This is a genomic window from Olivibacter sp. SA151, from assembly GCF_054130995.1.
Genome location: NZ_CP096391.1, coordinates 45,381 through 60,324 on the forward strand (window position 1 = coordinate 45,381; position 14,944 = coordinate 60,324).

At 41.9% G+C, this 14,944-nt stretch carries 10 protein-coding genes; 4 read left to right on the forward strand and 6 right to left on the reverse strand.

The genetic code is table 11. The features are described 5' to 3' along the window. Positions 1 to 274 precede the first annotated feature (274 nt). On the forward strand, positions 275 to 1,705 hold the full coding sequence (rlmD, locus tag M1D52_RS00205) for a 23S rRNA (uracil(1939)-C(5))-methyltransferase RlmD (protein WP_437394106.1): 1,431 nt from the start codon (positions 275 to 277) through the stop codon (positions 1,703 to 1,705). A gap of 65 nt (positions 1,706 to 1,770) precedes the next feature. Then, the gene (locus M1D52_RS00210) at positions 1,771 to 2,187 is read left to right on the forward strand and encodes a hypothetical protein (RefSeq protein WP_013664542.1); all 417 of its coding nucleotides are present in this window, start codon (positions 1,771 to 1,773) and stop codon (positions 2,185 to 2,187) included. Between the two features lie 255 nt (positions 2,188 to 2,442). Here M1D52_RS00210 and M1D52_RS00215 read toward each other — a convergent pair whose 3' ends face one another. Then, positions 2,443 to 3,906: an IS1182 family transposase gene (locus M1D52_RS00215; protein ID WP_437394571.1), complete on the reverse strand. Its 1,464-nt coding sequence runs from the start codon at positions 3,904 to 3,906 to the stop codon at positions 2,443 to 2,445. Positions 3,907 to 4,679: 773 nt separating this feature from the next. Between M1D52_RS00215 and M1D52_RS00220 the strand changes: the two genes are divergently transcribed. Next, positions 4,680 to 7,187, forward strand: a complete 2,508-nt coding sequence (locus M1D52_RS00220; protein ID WP_437393977.1) for a TonB-dependent receptor — start codon at positions 4,680 to 4,682, stop codon at positions 7,185 to 7,187. Positions 7,188 to 7,286: 99 nt separating this feature from the next. On the opposite strand, the gene M1D52_RS00225 is transcribed toward M1D52_RS00220, so the two are convergent. Further along, positions 7,287 to 8,384, reverse strand: a complete 1,098-nt coding sequence (locus tag M1D52_RS00225) for a DUF2891 domain-containing protein (RefSeq protein ID WP_437361374.1) — start codon at positions 8,382 to 8,384, stop codon at positions 7,287 to 7,289. 146 nt (positions 8,385 to 8,530) lie between these two features. On the opposite strand from M1D52_RS00225, the gene M1D52_RS00230 reads away from it, so the two are divergent. After that, positions 8,531 to 10,660: a S9 family peptidase gene (locus M1D52_RS00230; protein ID WP_437393978.1), complete on the forward strand. Its 2,130-nt coding sequence runs from the start codon at positions 8,531 to 8,533 to the stop codon at positions 10,658 to 10,660. A gap of 101 nt (positions 10,661 to 10,761) precedes the next feature. Here M1D52_RS00230 and M1D52_RS00235 read toward each other — a convergent pair whose 3' ends face one another. The 4 genes from M1D52_RS00235 to M1D52_RS00250 all read right to left on the reverse strand — a co-directional run bounded on the left by M1D52_RS00235 (position 10,762) and on the right by M1D52_RS00250 (position 14,857). Further along, complete coding sequence (locus tag M1D52_RS00235) at positions 10,762 to 11,778, reverse strand: asparaginase (RefSeq protein ID WP_130854673.1); 1,017 nt, start codon at positions 11,776 to 11,778, stop codon at positions 10,762 to 10,764. A gap of 181 nt (positions 11,779 to 11,959) precedes the next feature. Next, positions 11,960 to 12,724 carry a TatD family hydrolase gene (locus M1D52_RS00240; RefSeq protein WP_437393979.1) on the reverse strand — a complete coding sequence of 255 codons (765 nt, stop codon included), beginning with the start codon at positions 12,722 to 12,724 and terminating at the stop codon, positions 11,960 to 11,962. Positions 12,725 to 12,815: 91 nt separating this feature from the next. Further along, entirely contained in the window at positions 12,816 to 13,790 is a 975-nt protein-coding gene (locus M1D52_RS00245) for an FKBP-type peptidyl-prolyl cis-trans isomerase (RefSeq protein WP_130854675.1), read from the reverse strand. A 53-nt stretch (positions 13,791 to 13,843) separates the two neighbouring features. Next, positions 13,844 to 14,857, reverse strand: a complete 1,014-nt coding sequence (locus M1D52_RS00250; protein ID WP_437393980.1) for a DHH family phosphoesterase — start codon at positions 14,855 to 14,857, stop codon at positions 13,844 to 13,846. Positions 14,858 to 14,944: the final 87 nt, after the last annotated feature.

The window sequence follows — 14,944 nt, forward strand, 5'->3', positions numbered from 1 at the left end:
TTTACCCATGCACTAAGCCGGAGAACCGTTTTGGTTTTTGGTATAAAAAACATACATTTATATCAAAATTCATTTCTATGCGCCGTGAGCTCCTTCATTTTTCGATGATGATAGAAAGTCGCTTCGATAAAAGCGCGGTAAAAAAGAAGGGATTCTTCTTCCTCTTCAAGCGTTTTTTCTTCTGTCGTTAATAAAAACGATGAAGTATCTTTAAGAGACCCGCTTCATATTTCCGTTCGCGAATAACGAGCATTTTACCTAATTTTGCATCCTCATGAAAAAAAAGATTCCACAGGACAAAAAGCTGCTCGAGAATATTGAAGTTATCGACATAGCGGAAGAAGGAAAGGGTGTTGGGAAGACCGATGACTTAGTAATTTTTATAGAAAAAGCGATTCCCGGAGATGTAGTTGATGTTGAGCTTATCCGTAAAAAGAAAAATTTTGCAGAGGCGAAGATCACAAAGGTCAAACAGGCTTCAAAACATAGACTCGACGCTTTCTGTGCGCATTTCGGAGTGTGCGGTGGTTGCAAGTGGCAACATATGGACTATAGGGCACAACTAGTGTATAAACAAAAGAGTGTCGATAATGCTTTAAGCCGAATAGGCAAGATAGACACCTCCTCTATGGAAGAAATTTTGCCCTCGGCTAATACGGTATACTACAGAAACAAACTGGAGTATACTTTTTCAAATAAGCGCTGGTTAACGACGGAAGATATCGCAAGCGGAAAGGAACACGAGATGAGTGCTTTAGGTTTTCATGTTCCGCTACGATTCGACAAAATTCTGGGAATAGAACATTGCTATTTGCAGAAAGATCCGTCTAACGCCATTAGAAATGAACTTAAACAGTTAACAATCGAAAAGGGGATCAGCTATTATGATCTTCGAAATCATGAGGGAGCGCTCCGGAATCTGATGATTCGTACCTCAACTACGGGCGACTTAATGGTTGTGGTGGTTTTTGCTTACCCGACGCAAGAACAAATTGTGCAAGTAATGGAATTTTTGAAGGAACGGTTTCCGGAGATTAGCTCCTTGCAGTATATCATTAATCAGAAAAAAAACGATACGATTTTCGACCAGGAGATTATTACCTACGCGGGAAAAGACCATATTTTTGAAGAAATGTCCTTACCGAACCGTTCCGTGCGATTACGGTTTAAAATCGGAGCTAAATCTTTTTACCAGACAAATTCAGAACAGGCATATGAGCTTTATCGTATAACCAAAGAGTTTGCGAACTTAAAGGGCCATGAATTGGTATACGATTTATACACAGGTGCCGGAACCATCGCCAATTTCGTTGCATTGGATGTTAAACAGGTAATCGGAATAGAATATGTACCATCGGCTATTGAAGATGCAAAATTGAATTCATCGATCAACGGCATTGAGAATACCTTGTTTTTCGCGGGGGATATGAAAGACGTGCTGACTCCCGAATTTACGGCAACCCATGGAAAACCGGACTTGATCATTACCGATCCGCCGCGGGCAGGGATGCATCCGGATGTGATAGCAAGGCTGCTGGAACTGGAGGCTCCGAGAATTGTATATGTTAGCTGTAACGCGGCAACGCAGGCAAGAGATTTAGCGTTGTTAAATGAGAAATACCTGGTAAAGCGAATTAAACCGGTTGACATGTTTCCTCATACGCAGCATGTGGAAAATGTAGTTTTATTGGAATTGAAGAAGTAATATGCTTTAAGTTCTACGTTTTAAGACTTATAACGTACTACGTAAAACTTATAACGGTAAAGAAAATGAATTTAGAAGAATTATTATCCGCACAAGCCGGTGACGATGGACAGGCTCCGAAAAAAGATAGTCCCTTAAAGAGCTTACGCGTTGATTTGAACTTTTATAAAGATTCAATTAAGGAAGTTGCTATCGAGATTATGGCGGAAGGGCTCTCTCAATATCCTATTTTTATCGCTCATCAACATGAGGTCAATCTGGGCGAACTCATATTAGATAGAAACGAACTCGGCACGCAATGGACTATCCAAGCATCCACCTTGGAAGAGTTTGTAGAGAAGGGAGTCATTCTTAAATCGCGAAAGGAACATTTTATAAAGACCTATAAAAAGCCTGAAGATTTCATGTGCCTTTTCGTTATTGTACCCGAAGGTGCAAATTTTGTCTTTTATCCTTATAAGGGAGAAGAAGTTAAAAGCTAAAAGTATATCGTTTAAAATGCATAAAGGTCGGAGAATCACAAAGGCCTTAATAAGGATAAAACCAGATAATCAGTGATTTATATTTTGCTGTATGTTGTGGTGGTTGTATTAAAAGAACGTTTATTTTAATCATTTTTTGTCCCTTTGGCTTAAGTGGCTGTTGCACTACCTGTTTTTTAAGATTTTAAAGATTTGGATTTGGCACATGTTTTAACAGGCATTCTCCGGCACTTTGCCAAGTTAGAAAACAGGTGGTCAGGTGGCGGGAACGAATAGGTCTAACTGATCGAAAATGAGCTGCACAAGTCTTTTTCCGGCCAATTTTATTCTTTGCAGGTTGTCGATCCGCTTTTTCGGGCTGAACTTTAGCATTTTTTTAAGGTTGTAGGCAATTGCGGCCATAGTCAGACATTTATTGGCCTGGGCGAGTCCTTTGGTATTGACCCTTTTCATTCCCAGGTAGTTGACCAGTGTGCCGATGACGGGCTCAACCGTGCTCTGCCGTTTCTTCATCAGGATTTTAGCTTTCCTTGTCTGCATACGCAGGTGCATTCTATCATAATAGGGTTTGTCAACGGTCTCCTGTATCAACGCACCCCTGCTTTTATTTTTAAACACAGTACACTTATCGCGTAAGGGGCATACATTGCATTCTTTTTTGTTTGCCCTGTAGTATTTGTTCAGATATCCCAGGCTCATACCTGTACCTCTATAGGTCAACTGTTTACCGTTGGGGCAGATGTAATAATCTCCATCGTGATCATAGGTGAAACCGACCCTTTCGTATATAAACTGCGGCCTGTTGGGTATATATCCTATGATATTATTGTCTTCCAAAGCTTTCAGGGCCTCTCCGCTGCTATATCCCGTATCAGCCAGAAGCTCCTCCATATTTAAGCCCTGTTCTTCCAGGTTATCCACCAGCTGTGGCAACAGAACAGGCAGGCACATGCTGTCTTTCCTGTCTGCTGTAAAGGCCTGTATGTGGGTAATCATATGGGATGCCGTATCCACACAGACCTGCCCCAGATAGTTCAGCGCCATTGCTTTCCCTTTTTTTACCGACATTTTTGCATCGGGATCGGAAGGACTGATATGCGTATCGTTATGCGGGTTCTTTTTTGGTCTGAGCAAAGGGTAGTGACGATCCTTTGTCTTTTTCATTTCCACGCTGCGGGGAGATGGGCTTTCTTCATTCTCTTTCAGCTCCCTTGCATAATTCTCCGCATCTTCGAGTATATCCTTCTGCACCATACTGTCCAATGAGGCATTGGCTTTGATATAGACGCCGTCAACAGCCTGCCGCTTACCCGACACCATTCCTTTTTCAATGCACTGGCCTAGCACCCGCCTGAAGAGCTCGCAGAACACCTCCTGACCGTACAGCTGACGGGTACGGCTCAGCGTGGAATGCCACGGCAGTTCCTCGCCAAGGTCATATCCAAGAAAATAAAGAATGTCCATCCGCATTCCCGCAGCGCTGATGATACGCCTGTCGCTGTTAAGGTTCTCCAGATAACCTACCAAGACCAGTTTCATGAAAACAACCGGATCAATGCTTTTCTGACCTTCACTGCCATAGTATTTAGATGTAGTCGCGTACAGAAACTCAAAATCCAAAGTCTCTTTTAGCCGCCGATAAAAATTATCCACCGGAACATAGTCCGAAAGTTGAAATTGGATGAACAGTTTCTCTTGATAGGTCTTTCTTCCTTGCATGACCTAATTTACTACTATTCAAGGATTTTATTAAAACAAGTTATCAACGCTTGTGAGTTGTGCAACAGCCACTTAATCCAAACCGACGCAAAGATCAAGGCTATGGATGCTACCTTGCACCTGATGGCAAAGCATCACTGGCGCGTATTGGAGCCGTTTCACTTCTTCAATCCGCTTGGGTATTACAATATGAACATATGTACAAATGCTTTGCTGCTCGTTGCGTCGATATCCTCCAAGGCCATGTAAGCACTTCGGAACGGTTTTGCAAGGGGCCTCGATGGGCCGGAAAGAACGGCCTCACAGCGTGAGCGTTAAGAAGATTTAGGATAGCCAAGGCAAAAAAATCATGTGAAAAGCGAAGCGTGGATTGAAGGGAGGGGCGGCTCCACATGATTTGAGCGATGAACCTAAATCTTTAGCGAAGGATGTGCAGCCTTGATTGTTTGGTTCTTTATGGTCAAGCATAAAGAACATATATTAAGTTCACTGAAGGTAATTCCTGGGACTAAATTCAGATTGGTGAAAGCAAAAAAATAATTCGTAAATTTGCCCGTACATCACTAAAGGGGTGCCTTGTTTTTTTAAAACACAAATCAGGGCTGAGATTATACCCATCAGAAAAAGGAAGCGACAAGCTGTACTTTTCTGAACACCTGATCCGGATAATGCCGGCGTAGGGAGGGAAGAATTACCAAATGAGGTTATATTTTATTTAAGTGTAGTAATTAACTGTTGTAACCCCTATCAACGGTAAGGCGAATTAAAAATATATGTATATTGTGAAAAAGAGAGGCTTGCTTTTTATCTTGGCCGCATTTAGTCCGATGTTCTTATGGGCGCAGACCAATCTATCCGTGAAAGTAGTCGATAAAGACGAAAACAAACCACTTGGTGGTGCCAGTGTTTCTGTAGTAGGGTCTTTAGCAAACGGGCAAACCAACCGGCAAGGTAATATCTTGTTTAAGAATCTAAAAGACGGAAGCTATACGATCCGTATAAGTTATGTTGGTTATAAGCCCGTTGAAAAGAAATTGGTTTTACCATCGACTGAAGAATTTATTGTATCATTGAGCCAACAGGAGTTTATAGCCGATGAAGTTATTGTTAATGCCACTCGAGCTAATGCAAATGCGGCAACAACGTATAAGAATCTTAACCGTCAGGATATCGCAAAGAATAATTTAGGGCAAGATTTACCTTACTTGCTTGATCAAACACCCGGTGTTGTCACTTATTCAGATGCGGGTGCAGGCGTTGGTTATACAGGAATGCGTATCCGAGGAAGCGACCCTACGCGGGTAAATGTGACGGTCAATGGAATTCCTTATAATGATGCAGAAAGTATGGGGTCTTTTTTTGTGAATCTTCCCGACTTTGCGTCCTCTGTGGACAATATACAGATTCAGCGTGGTGTTGGTTCTTCTACGAATGGAGCGGGCGCCTTCGGTGCCAGTGTCAATATACAAACGAATACACGGGTTGATACATCCTATGCCGAATTGGATAACTCTTACGGATCATTCAATACCTGGAAAAATACCGTGCGAATTGGTACCGGGCTAATCAATAATAAGTTCACTTTTGATGGTCGTCTGTCTCGCATTAAGTCGGACGGTTTCGTTGATCGTGGTGCGTCTGATCTTAAGTCTTTCTTTTTAAGCGGTGCTTGGTATGGAAAAAAAAGCTTGTTAAGAGCCAATGTCTTTTCCGGGAAGGAAAAAACCTATCAAGCGTGGAACGGTGTGCCTGAAGAAAAGCTTTTTGGAACGGCCGCTGATATAGAGGCCTATATATCAGCAAATGGGTTAATTGGAGAAGATGCAGAGAATATAAGAAACGCAGATCCCCGTCGCTATAATTCTTTCTTATATAAAAATCAAAACGACAATTATCAGCAGGATCATTACCAACTTTTATACTCTACGAGTGTATCGGATAAACTTAATTTAAATGGCGCTTTACATTACACGAGAGGGCGTGGCTATTACGAAGAATATAAAACAGGCGCTGCATACGAAGACTATGGTTTAGCCCCCGTAGCGGTTGGAGATAGTACTATTTCTTCAACAGACCTGGTACGGGAAAGGTGGTTGTCCAACCATTTTTACGGGATAACGTATTCCGCGCAATATAAGGCCAGCGACCAGCTTAATCTAACCCTCGGCGGGGCTTATAATGAATATAAAGGAGATCATTATGGAGACATCACATGGTCTAGAAACCCCTTGTTTGAACGTGCAGCTCATGAGATTGATAAGGGCGCATTTGATACGCGTTATCGGTATTACTTTAATGATGCCAAGAAAACAGACTTTAATATATTCGCAAAAGGGGAATATCAAATGGCAAACTTTTCACTTTTTGCAGATGTGCAATACAGGCGTGTCACCTATTCTTTCCTAGGTTTTGATAGAAATCTGAATAACGTGCAACAAGAAGCGGATCTCAATTTCTTTAATCCAAAGGTAGGTATGACTTATCGATTTGCCAACAATAGCCAAGCGTATCTTTCTTATGCCGTTGGCAATAAAGAGCCTGTGCGTGATGACTATGAAAACTCCACACCGGATAGTAGGCCAAAAGCAGAGCGTATGCAAGATATCGAGTTGGGCTATCGCTTGTCAACCGCTCACGTTAATATGGGAATCAATGGCTATGCGATGCTATATAAGAATCAGCTTATTCTAACAGGACAGATTAACGATGTTGGCGCCCAAACACGCATGAATGTCCCCGATAGCTATCGCCTGGGATTGGAAGCCGATGTAAAATGGCAGCCTATCCGTACCTTCTCTTGGGCATTGACCGGTGCTTTAAGTAGCAACAAAATCAAGGACTTTTACGAGTACATTAATATTTATGACGCTGATTGGAATGTGTCAGATCAACAGGTAAATCATTACGAACGTACAACGATTGCGCTTTCACCCTCGTTCGTTGGATCGAGCGAATTGGCTTTCGTACCGGTAAAAAACGGAGAAATTGCGTTTATCTCTAAATATGTATCAAGACAATACCTCGACAATACCTCGAATGTTGATCGAAGTTTAGATGCCTTTTTTGTCAATAATTTACGATTGTCCTATCAATTGAAATTTAAAAGCGTAAAGAATATCGGGTTATCCTTATTAGTTAATAATATCTTCAATGAAAAATATGAGTCGAATGGTTATACCTATAGTTCTATTTATCAAGGAGATACAGCGGTTTATACATCAAATTTCTACTTCCCGCAAGCTGGAACGAACGTTCTATTGGGACTTAATGTAAAATTTTAAGGACGGGAAGGTTTGAGGTAAAAGGTGTAAGGAATACGGTGTAGGGGCAAGGCTTTAAGCATACGGTGCCTTAATGCCTTGCCCTAAACCCTTACTTTCTTACTGTATGGTTAAAGCATAGACGGCGAAAGAAGCCAGCCAATGCTCGCCCATGTAATCTCCGCTAGCGACATGTGGTAAAGCGGCCGTAAGGTGTTTCTTTGCCAGATTAATTAAAGCCGCCTTGTTTTTACGACTGTGGTGGGCAATACCGTATAGACACCAGGCGCGACTTAAATTTAAACCATCTAGATGCACCAACTTACCATCGGTTCTGTCTGTTACGGTTCCGGGTGTGAGGGTTGCCGGACCGTTAAATAAATCAGGTAAAAACCGCTCGATCCAGGAAGCATAGTCTTTTGCGGGGAGTATACGCCACATTAAATCGGCCTCCTCTAAACAAGGACTCAGAAAATCTGAGCCACCCGGTTCGTAATTGATTGGACATCCCGTGTCTTTTTTGTAGAAGCGTAGCGCGGTTTCCCGAACAATATGAAGCAAAGAATCATTTTTTGTTTCCGTTCCATAGTCATAAGCTAAAGTCAGCCCAAAAGCCAGATTGCTATGTTCACCCACGCGTACCGCATAATTCATCTTGGGTAAGTAATTTATATACAAGCGAACGAGTTGCTGTGCCAAGGGCTCAAGGTTTTTACTTAGTTCTTTTCCTAAAGGATCGTTCCACGATAACAGCTCTTTTTGCAGCTGTAGGAGCCATGCCCATCCATAGGTCCTTTCAAAGCCCCGCTGCTGCTCATCTTTAAAAATTTCGACTTCCGTTAATATATTGTCGGCACTTAGGTTGGTACGAAGTTTAGTTCGAATCTCTGCTGCCTCCGGGAGATGAGGGAAAAGTTTGAGCAATCTTACCAACATCCAATGACCGTGTACACTGCTATGCCAATCGAAGCAACCATAAAATGCCGGATGGTAATTTCTGGGCCTTGTTATTAAGGAGGTGTCCGAAAAAGTGACACTCGTTTTGTAAGGAAATTCTTGCTGCATACATTTCAGCGGTAGCTTAGCTAGGTGGGAGGCACCGGCTACACTCAGAACATACTTCCCTTGAGCTTCACTATAGAGTTTTTCTTGGGCATGCGATAAGGAATAGAGACCATATAGCAAGAAAAGTGAAAGGATAAAGGTTTTATTTATCATTGTGAACGTTAATTTAGCGCTGAATATAAGTCTTTGAATGAAGCGAGGCAAGGGTAGCGCCCTATTTTATTTACCTGGTACAGATCGTTTCAAAATGTTTATCTTAGTACTGATAAGTTCCGTTGTCCAACATGAAACATATACCCATGATATTATTAACACTTTTAGCCTCCTGCGGAGAGAAAAATCAAGAAACACAAGGATATCGGTGGCCCGATTTAAAGGCACCGGTTGCAGAGAAGATTCCCCACGAAAGAACAATCCATGGCGATACGGTAGTAGATAATTATTATTGGATGATTGATTACTTTAAAAAAGGACCTGATAGCACGAAAGTAATCGATTACTTGAATACTGAAAATGCCTATCTCGACACCATGATGTCGGGTACTAAAGAATTTCAGGAAACCTTATTCAAAGAAATGCGAGCCCGCATAAAAGAGAAGGATGAGTCTGTACCTTATTTTAAAAACGGGTATTTTTATTATACTAGAACGGAAGACGGCAAACAATACTTTAAGTATTGCAGAAAAAAGGGATCGCTCGATGCAACAGAAGAGATTTTATTGGATGTTGATAAAATGGCAGAAGGACACCCTTACTTCAGTGCAACCGGCTTCAGTATCAGCCCTGACAATAAATTAATGGCTTTCGGTGTAGACACCGTATCTCGTAGAGAATACACAATATTTATTAAAAATCTGGAAACCGGGGCACTTTATACGGAGGAGATTAAAGGAACCACCGGTGCCGTTGCGTGGGCAAATGATAACAAAACCTTCTTTTATACGGCGAAGAATCCGGTGACATTGTTAACTGAAAAGATAAAAAAACACGAGCTTGGTACCGATGTGCGTATGGACCCGGTTGTTTATGAAGAGAAAGATAATAGTAATTACATAGGCGTAGCCAGAGCTAAATCGGGCAAGTTTATTTATATCTACTCCGGGGCAACAACCAGTTCGGAAACCAGATTTATCTCTGCGGATAAACCAAGCGATTTATTTAAAGTGTTCCAGCCTCGAATGAAGGATGTGTTGTATGAAGTGACTGCCTTAGAGGACCGATTTTTAATCTTGACTAATAGAGACGCGTTGAATTTCAAAGTGATGGAGTGTCCCTTGGATAAGACGGATATTGAACATTGGAAAGAAGTTATTCCGCATCGCAAGGACGTGCTTTTGGAGGGCATAGACGAGTTTAAGGACTTTATAGTCGTTTCCGAGCGAAAGGATGGATTAACGCAGTTGAATATTAGGAGCCTGCGGAACGGGGAAGAACATTACCTGGATTTCGGCGAGGCAGCCTATACCGCCTACACACAGGCAAATGTGGAATATAATACGTCGATCGTTCGTTATGGATATACCTCACTGACGACTCCCTCTTCCACATTCGACTATGATATGGTAGAGAAGAAAAAAACGCTTTTAAAACAGCAAGAGGTACTGGGAGGCTATGATCCGAAAGCTTACGTAACCGAGCGACTTTATGCAAAGGCAGAAGACGGCGTTCGCATTCCCATATCATTGGTTTACAAGAAGGGATTTGAACGGAATGGCAGCGCCCCTTTATTGCTTTACGGATATGGCTCTTATGGGGCATCGATGGATCCAACTTTTAGCAGCCCCCGTTTGAGTCTGTTGGATCGAGGGTTCGTCTTTGCGATCGCTCATATTAGAGGGGGACAAGAAATGGGAAGACAATGGTATGAAGACGGGAAGATGATGAAAAAGAAAAATACCTTCACTGATTTTATTAGCTGCGGGAAATATCTTATTAATAAACAGTACACAAGCAAAGAACATCTATATGCGCAGGGAGGAAGTGCCGGCGGGCTGTTAATGGGGGCTGTAATGAACATGGCGCCGGATTTGTGGAATGGTATTATTGCGCAAGTGCCTTTCGTAGATGTGGTAAACACCATGTTAGATGAAACAATACCGCTCACTACGAATGAGTTTGATGAGTGGGGAAATCCAAAGAATAAAGAGGCCTATTTTTATATGAAAAGTTATTCGCCTTACGAAAACATAGAAGCAAAGGCTTATCCAAATATGTTAGTAACCACGGGCTTGCACGATAGCCAGGTTCAGTATTTTGAACCGGCAAAATGGGTAGCAAAGTTACGGGCTACGAAAACGGATAAAAACGTATTATTACTAAAAACAGAGATGGACTTTGGACATGGAGGCGCTTCCGGTAGATTTGATTATCTGAAAGATATTGCCTTGAATTACGCGTTCTTATTAGCCCTGGAGGGGAATGTTGAGTAGTTGCTTAAGTAGTTGAGTCGTTAAGTAGTTGAGTAGTTAAGTCGTCCTTTAACAATTTCCCTACTCAACTATTTTCTCCATTTCTCCACTCAATGCATAAATTAGTCTGTCAATTCTCCTCTGATATTCACTTCTACCCACCGAGCCACTTCACTTTGGCTTTCAAACTCGCCCTGAAGGTACATCAGTTTGGTCACAGCCGCTTCGAAAGTCATATCAAAACCACTGAGTACGCCCATTTCCTTTAGCCATTGACTGGTTTCATATCGGCCTAATTCAACAGAACCTACCTTACATTGTGAAATATTAACAATATTCTTCCCATCGCGAATAGCTGCTCTAAGCATATCCAGAAACCAAGTAGCCGTTGTGGTATTGCCGGAGCCAAAGGTTTCCATAATAACGGAACGTGCATTGGATTCCAGCACGGCCTTAACAACTTCTTTACTGATACCCGGATATAACTTGAGGACTGATATCGAATTGTCTATCCTGGTATGTAAAATAAAATCTTTACCGGTATTATTCATCAATGCGGGGCGATTGTATTTCAAGTGCACGCCTGCCTCGACTAAAACCGGGTAGTTTGGCGACCGGAAAGCTTCGAATTTCGCCGAATTATATTTAAAGGAGCGATTCCCGCGAAACAATTTACTATCAAAATAGATGCACACTTCTTGTATTAGGGAGCGTCCATGCTTTTTCGCTGAAGCGATTTCCAGCGCTGTAATCAAATTTTCGCGGGCATCGGTTCTAATTTCGCCGATAGGTAACTGAGAACCCGAAAAAATCACCGGTTTTTGCAAACCTTCCAGCATAAAACTTAAAGCGGAAGCAGAAAATGCCATCGTATCCGAACCATGTAAGATTACAAAGCCATCATATAAGTCATAGTTATCTTTAATAAGCTCCGCCATTTGCACCCATATGGCCGGTTGCATGTTGGACGAGTCGATGATAGGATCAAAAGAGTGAATAGACAGGTTATAGTTTAGGCGACTTAGTTCAGGTACATTTTTATGTATCAATTCGAAGTTGAAAGGAACAAAGCTTCCTGATGTCTCATCAGTAACCATTCCTATTGTTCCCCCAGTGTATAATATCAGTATATTGTTCATGTAAATTAGCGTTGCATCTCTTAACAGAGCTCGTTTTGCCCAGGTTCAAGGCATTGTAAACTTAGATAAAATCGTCTTTTTTCACAAGTATTCGTTTTGGAGCTCCTTTGGACACAAGTATATGCAATATAATGCGTATGGTTCTCCTCGTCCATCAGACCTATTTGTAGCAGTGAAATAGTTACATTCCAAAAACATGCAGTGCGTTTTGAGTGGTCATATTTGCTACTTCCTCTATCGCTATGCCGTGTAAATCGGCAACTTTCTGTGCTACGTGGATAAGATAACTACTCTCATTTGGTTTTCCGCGAAAGGGAACGGGCGCCAAATAGGGCGCATCTGTTTCGAGGACGATATGCTTCAAGTCTATCTGTTCAACTACTTTATCGAGACCCGCATTTTTAAAGGTAACAACTCCCCCAATGCCTAAATAGAAGCCAAGGGAGATAGCATGTTGTGCTTGCTCCAAGCTGCCGGTAAAGCAATGGAAGATCCCGTATAATTTGTCGTCCTTCAGTTCTTCCAGTAAAGCGAATTGCTCGTCAAAGGCTTCACGGCAATGAATAACGATGGGGAGACCACGTTCTTTTGCCCAAGCGACCTGTATTCGGAAAGCTTCTTGCTGTTGTGGAAGTGTTGATTTGTCCCAATAAAGATCAAGGCCTATTTCACCGATTGCTACCACTGATTTTGCTAATAGTGCTTTTTCAATCAGAGCCAACTCCTCCTTGAAGTCATCCTTGACACTACATGGATGTAGTCCCAACATTGGATAACACATATCAGGGTACGTATCTGTTACATGAAAAACTTTTTCGATCGATTCATTATCCACGTTGGGTAGAAATAAACGGGTAATGCTGTTCTCCCTACAACGCACGATCTGTTCCTCTAATGCGCTTCCTTCATTATAGTAAATATGCGTATGGGTGTCGGTAAGTTGCATATGGGCAAACTTATATAAAAAAACTTAAAGACGGTCAGTCATGAGCCGAACAAAAACAAAAAAGCCCATCGAAATGCGACGGGCTTTATCATTATTTTTTAGCAGTTGCGGGTGTGTCCGGTGCTGCGGCAGTTGGTGCCGGTTTTGCTTTTTGTGGAACGATGTCAACAATTTCTACGGTGAAAGCCAGGGGCGTGTAAGGTTGAATACCCATGCTTCCATGCTCACCATAAGCCAATTTTGAAGGCAAGACCAAGGTTGCTTTAGCACCTTTAGATAATAAAGCTAATCCTTCATCCCAGCCCGGAACAACGGCTCCTACACCGATCGGAATACGAATCGGATCGTATGGTTCGCGCATTTGATTGTATACGTTTCCTTTTTTTGCGTCCTCTTTAACGCTTGAATCGAAGATCTTTCCGCCCAAAAACTTACCGGTATAATGTACGACAACGGTATCGCCTACATTTGGTTTGTTACCGGTCCCTTCTTTTTCGATCGAGTATTTGAGGCCCGAGCTTGTCGTCTTGACTTCAAGATCGTTTTTCTTAATATAGTTTTCGATCTTTCCTGCTTCCGCGTTCTTTGCTTTTTCGCGATCTTGGGCAATATATTTTTCTACCTCCTGGTTGAAGACACTGTCTGTAAGCGTTCCTTTAGGGATGACTTTGTTGATCTTGAACGTATGTACAATGTATTGTCCTTTAAATGGAGGACGAGGTTGGCCCGTTTTTGCTACCATGGTATCAATATTCAATCTGAACACGGCACTATCTCCTTCTCCCAACATGGATAAAGCCGTGAAGATGTCGCCGGGATACATAGATTTCTGTGCTGCCAAATAGAAAGGTTGCTCCATTTCATAGCTGCTATTGAGAACCGAGTCGTTTTCGGTAGAGATTACTGCACCAAGGGAAATAAAATCACCTTCTTTGATTTTAGTTTTTCCCTCTTCTTTTACAATTTTATATTGCATGCCACCTGCACCGTCTTTGAAACTTTGGCATGACGTAGCTCCCAATCCTGTTAAAGCTGCCAAACCTAAAATAAGGGATGTTCTTTTCATTATTTGCTTTCTTTTACTGTTTTTAAATTTTCTGTATAGTTCTGTACATATTGTTAATTATCCATAAGTTGTTCCTTATAAGCGGGAAGAACTGCTTTAAATTTTTCAACCACCCGCTCTAAAGGATGATCATCATGACCGCCGGCCGCATTGCGATGCCCTCCACCGTTGAAATATTTAGCACAAATTTCGTTTGCAGGAAAGGTCCCAACAGAACGTAGGGATAATTTGATTTGATAGGTACGATCAATGATAAGGGCGGCGAGCTTTATGCCACTAATGGACAGGGCGTAATTGACCAAACCCTCTGTATCGCCTGTGACGATATTAAAACGGGTTAAATCCTCTTTTGTTATGGCGAAATAGGCGGTATTGTATTCATGGAGTACCACCAAGCGATTGAGTAAACAAAAGCCTAAAAACTTCAATCTATTTTCTGAAGAGCTATTGTATACCCGCTCATGTATTTCGGCGTTCTTTGCGCCCAAAGAAATCAGGTCGGCTATCGCCAAGTGCACTTCTACGGTAGTAGATTGGAAACGAAAGGAACCTGTATCAGTCATAATACCGGTATACAAGCAAGTTGCAATTTCCGGTGTGATCGACGATCGGTCATCCAGCAGATTAACAATAAAATCATATACTAGGTAAGCCGTTGCGGCTGATTCGGGGTTCCAATGTCTGAATTGGTCAAAGCCTTCCGGATCCAAATGATGATCAATCATCACTTTTATGGCTTGGCTTGTACTCAAAATGGGCTGCATGTCATGTGTACGCGCAAGACCGTTAAAATCCAAGCAAAAAATTAAATCAGACTCTGCGATCAGCTTATCTGCGAGTGCTTTGTTTTCTGTATAAATGATTGCCTCTTCCTGGTGGGGCATCCATGCTAAGAAGGATGGATAATCTGATGGTACAATTAGGCGCGCTTGATGTCCATGGGCTTTTAGCCACAACAACATAGCCAAAGACGATCCTAAAGCGTCTCCATCAGGCTTATAGTGAGTTGTTATAACTATACTTTTGGGTTCGGCTAATATTTGTTTCAGCGTGGTAATCGTTAACATGCAGTGTTTTAAAGATTGCAAAGCTATTAATTTTTTTCTTAGATATTCAAAAGAAAAATTCGTACTTACATATATATGGACAATATT

Excerpts from the sequence above, each read along its gene's own strand:
- rlmD (WP_437394106.1), top strand. The coding sequence starts at position 275 with ATGAAAAAAAAGATTCCACAGGACAAAAAGCTGCTCGAGAATATTGAA.
- M1D52_RS00210 (WP_013664542.1), top strand. The coding sequence starts at position 1,771 with ATGAATTTAGAAGAATTATTATCCGCACAAGCCGGTGACGATGGACAG.
- M1D52_RS00215 (WP_437394571.1), bottom strand. The coding sequence starts at position 3,906 with ATGCAAGGAAGAAAGACCTATCAAGAGAAACTGTTCATCCAATTTCAA.
- M1D52_RS00220 (WP_437393977.1), top strand. The coding sequence starts at position 4,680 with ATGTATATTGTGAAAAAGAGAGGCTTGCTTTTTATCTTGGCCGCATTT.
- M1D52_RS00225 (WP_437361374.1), bottom strand. The coding sequence starts at position 8,384 with ATGATAAATAAAACCTTTATCCTTTCACTTTTCTTGCTATATGGTCTC.
- M1D52_RS00230 (WP_437393978.1), top strand. The coding sequence starts at position 8,531 with ATGATATTATTAACACTTTTAGCCTCCTGCGGAGAGAAAAATCAAGAA.
- M1D52_RS00235 (WP_130854673.1), bottom strand. The coding sequence starts at position 11,778 with ATGAACAATATACTGATATTATACACTGGGGGAACAATAGGAATGGTT.
- M1D52_RS00240 (WP_437393979.1), bottom strand. The coding sequence starts at position 12,724 with ATGCAACTTACCGACACCCATACGCATATTTACTATAATGAAGGAAGC.
- M1D52_RS00245 (WP_130854675.1), bottom strand. The coding sequence starts at position 13,790 with ATGAAAAGAACATCCCTTATTTTAGGTTTGGCAGCTTTAACAGGATTG.
- M1D52_RS00250 (WP_437393980.1), bottom strand. The coding sequence starts at position 14,857 with ATGTTAACGATTACCACGCTGAAACAAATATTAGCCGAACCCAAAAGT.